The following is a 3,416-nucleotide window of genomic DNA, read 5'->3' as shown; positions in this document are numbered from 1 at the left end:
CGGGTTTTGCCAATAAAAATCACCTCACCAATTATTTGATGAGGTAATCATAACTTGGATTTAGTTAGTTTGATAGTCGGTCAGTTATTTGGTGCTTACCTCCAATTTATGGGGTTCAGTTCAATTTTCTGAAAAATTATGGGCGAATAAAAAGAGTTATACCTAATAAAATGGCATAACTCTTTTTAAACGACTAACTAATTAAGCTTTTACTGTGGGATTCTGATCTGATTTTGCGTCACGCACATTAACCGTAATTTCCCCTTTACGGGCACCGATCGTGACGGCATCACCAACCTTAATGTGACCAGAAAGTAATTCTTCGCTTAACCGGTCCTCAACCTCTTGTTGAATTGCTCGCCGAATTGGACGCGCACCGTATTCAGGATCAAAACCGGCCTTAGCGATCACATCAATCGCCGCTGGCGTGATCTTAACATCAATTTTTTGTTGATGTAGGCGTTTTAAAACGTTCTTTGCCATGATCTTAACAATTTCATGTAACTCCGGCTTAGTTAAGGAATGGAAAACCACGACTTCATCGATTCGGTTAATAAATTCAGGCCGGAAAGATTTCTTTAATTCTTCTAAGATCCGACTGCGCATTGCTTTATAATCCTGTTGCACTTTTTGAGCACCAAAACCAACGGATTTTTCATCACGTAATGCAGTCGCCCCTAAATTAGATGTCATAATTAAAATAGTATTACGGAAATCGACCCGCCGTCCTTTAGAATCAGTTAAATAACCATCATCTAAGACCTGTAGTAAAATATTAAAAACATCGGGATGTGCCTTTTCAACTTCATCTAATAAGACTACAGAATAAGGTTTCTGGCGAACTTTTTCAGTCAGCTGACCACCCTCATCGTAGCCGACATAGCCAGGAGGCGCTCCGACTAGCCGCGAAGTTGAATATTTCTCCATATATTCGGACATGTCGACCCGAATCATGTTATCCTCCGAGCCAAACATTGCTTCCGCCAAAGCCTTGGCTAATTCTGTTTTACCAACCCCAGTTGGGCCTAAAAACATGAATGAACCAATTGGTCGCTGTGGATCTTTCAAGCCGCTACGTGCCCGCCGAATTGCTCGTGATACAGCCGAAACGGCCTCTTCTTGACCAATGACCCGTTTATGCAATACTTTTTCCAAATTGATCAAACGATCAGTTTCAGTTTTTTGCAACTGTGTCAAAGGTACCCCAGTCCATTGTGAAACAACCGTCGCAATATCATCTGGTGTAACTTTAACATCCGTACGAACACCATTGGCCGGTTCACTTGCTTGCTCAGTAGCCAGCTTATCCTTCAGTTTCTTTTCGTCTTCACGAATACTAGCAGCCTTTTCAAAGTCTTGGGCTTCAATAGCTTGTTCCTTTTCATTTTCTAATTGGGTCAACTTAGTTTCCAACTTAGATTCAGGTGTTTTTTGATTGGCCGCGTCTAAGCGAACCGACGCAGCTGATTCATCGATCAAATCAATCGCCTTATCAGGTAAGAAACGGTCACTTATATACCGTGCCGACAAAACAACGGCTTCATGCACGGCCTCATCGGTGATCGTCACACCATGATGCTCTTCGTACCGACTACGCAACCCTAAAAGGATCTGTTCAGCTTCTTCTTCAGTCGGTTCATTAACCTGAATCGTGGCAAAACGCCGTTCCAATGCGGCATCCTTTTCAATATATTTTTGATATTCGTCTAAAGTCGTCGCCCCAATGACCTGCATTTCACCGCGGGCTAGTGCTGGCTTCAAAATATTCGAGGCATCAATTGCTCCTTCGGCACCACCAGCGCCAATCAAAGTATGCAATTCATCAATAAACAAGATGACTTGCCCATCTTTGTAGATTTCATCGATGACTTTCTTTAACCGATCTTCAAATTCACCACGATATTTGGTGCCTGCTACTAATGAACCCATATCGAGCATCATTAACCGCTTTTTAGCCATATCCGCCGGGACATCTCCAGCGATGATCTTTTGTGCTAACCCTTCAGCGATGGCAGTTTTACCAACACCGGGTTCACCAATAAGAACTGGATTATTCTTAGTCCGGCGGGACAGAACTTGAATCAAGCGGCGAACTTCTTTAGCTCGACCAACCACTGGATCCATTTTATTTTCTCGTGCTAACTGAGTTAAGTCACGAGCCAAGGAATCCAAAGTTGGCGTTCCCTCACTACTTTGTGCCTGACGCCCACGCGGTGAACTATGCCGTTTAGAGGCGCTATCAGTAATACCAAGCTTTTTCAAAATCATTTGCCGAGTCTTGCTTAGGCTTAAACCTAAGTTAGTTAAGATCCGTGCAGCTAAAATATCGTCCTCACGTAATAAACCTAAAAGAATGTGCTCAGTGCCAATTTTCATAGCACCCATCCGTTTAGCTTCGTCCCCAGCGTAAGCTAAAATCTGCTTTGCTTTAGGCGCATATGGTAAATAAGCGTCACTTTGAGCTTCAGCCGAAGTGCCGTAACCGGTAAAACGCTCGATTTCTTCGCGAACATCATCGTCAGTAATTGACAGCTGCCGCAGTGTTTTACCAGCAATGCCATCGGTTTCAATGACCAATGCTAGTAATAAGTGCTCAGTGCCCACTGCATGATGGCGGAAGTACTTCGCTTGTTCTTGCGCTAATACTAATACATTCTTTGCACTTGGCGTAAATAAATTATCCATTAAGCGTCCCTCACTTTCGCTTACTCACGTTCGTATCGTAAATGATTCAAAATGCCAACCAGAATGTGCGCCCGAAGTCGCGCTTCCAAATTATGGTCAGCAACAGCAAGTGTATCCCGACTGGTCGCCGCTAAAATCAAATTAGCTTCCTTACGTTCGATCACTTGATCATCATACAGCTTTTGAACCATCACCAGCGCATCCCGCTGATTGATCTGTTCACCGATCAATTGGATCATCGTATCCAGCATATCACGATCATCAAGTAATTTCACTTTCTCAATGCGGATATAACCACCACCGCCGCGCTTGCTTTGAACCAGATAACCACGCTGAATGGTAAAGCGTGTCTTGATTACATAATTAATCTGGGATGGGACACAATTAAATAACTCCGCAATTTCGGATCGTTTAATCTCAACTCGCTCCGATTCCGCCAGAATTTGCTTCAAATAGGCTTCAATAATATCAGAAATATTATGCCCTTGCATCGTCTTCACCCTTAACTTTGACTAATATTGACTATCATTATAGATGAATTTTCAAAAATTGCAAAGAAATACATTGTTTTATTTCAAGATACAAAAAACTCTCCGCGCGGCCGCCGCGCGTAACCATCTATGAAAAGAACACCTTTGCCGTTATACTAGCGGTGAAGGCGTTCTTTTGTACATCGTCTGTTTATTGGTGCCTTGAGCCTGAACAAAAAACCGATGGTCTTCAATTCGTGA

The 3,416-nt window shown here is 42.9% G+C and carries 2 protein-coding genes; both read right to left on the bottom strand.

The features are described from left to right. Positions 1-201 precede the first annotated feature (201 nt). Positions 202-2,685, bottom strand: coding sequence for an ATP-dependent Clp protease ATP-binding subunit (locus FFM78_RS13510; RefSeq protein WP_137638901.1), 2,484 nt, complete (start codon positions 2,683-2,685; stop codon positions 202-204). Positions 2,686-2,705: 20 nt separating this feature from the next. Further along, positions 2,706-3,176 (bottom strand): CtsR family transcriptional regulator, encoded by a 471-nt coding sequence (locus tag FFM78_RS13505; protein ID WP_137638900.1) that lies wholly within the window; start codon positions 3,174-3,176, stop codon positions 2,706-2,708. Between the last annotated feature and the right edge of the window lie 240 nt (positions 3,177-3,416).

Source organism: Loigolactobacillus binensis, assembly GCF_005405165.1.
In the GTDB taxonomy this organism is placed as follows: domain Bacteria; phylum Bacillota; class Bacilli; order Lactobacillales; family Lactobacillaceae; genus Loigolactobacillus; species Loigolactobacillus binensis.
This window is presented reverse-complemented; position numbering and strand designations above follow the sequence as displayed.

Bases quoted from the DNA above. Each gene is read 5' to 3' on its own strand.
- FFM78_RS13505 (WP_137638900.1), bottom strand. From the start codon at position 3,176: ATGCAAGGGCATAATATTTCTGATATTATTGAAGCCTATTTGAAGCAA.
- FFM78_RS13510 (WP_137638901.1), bottom strand. From the start codon at position 2,685: ATGGATAATTTATTTACGCCAAGTGCAAAGAATGTATTAGTATTAGCG.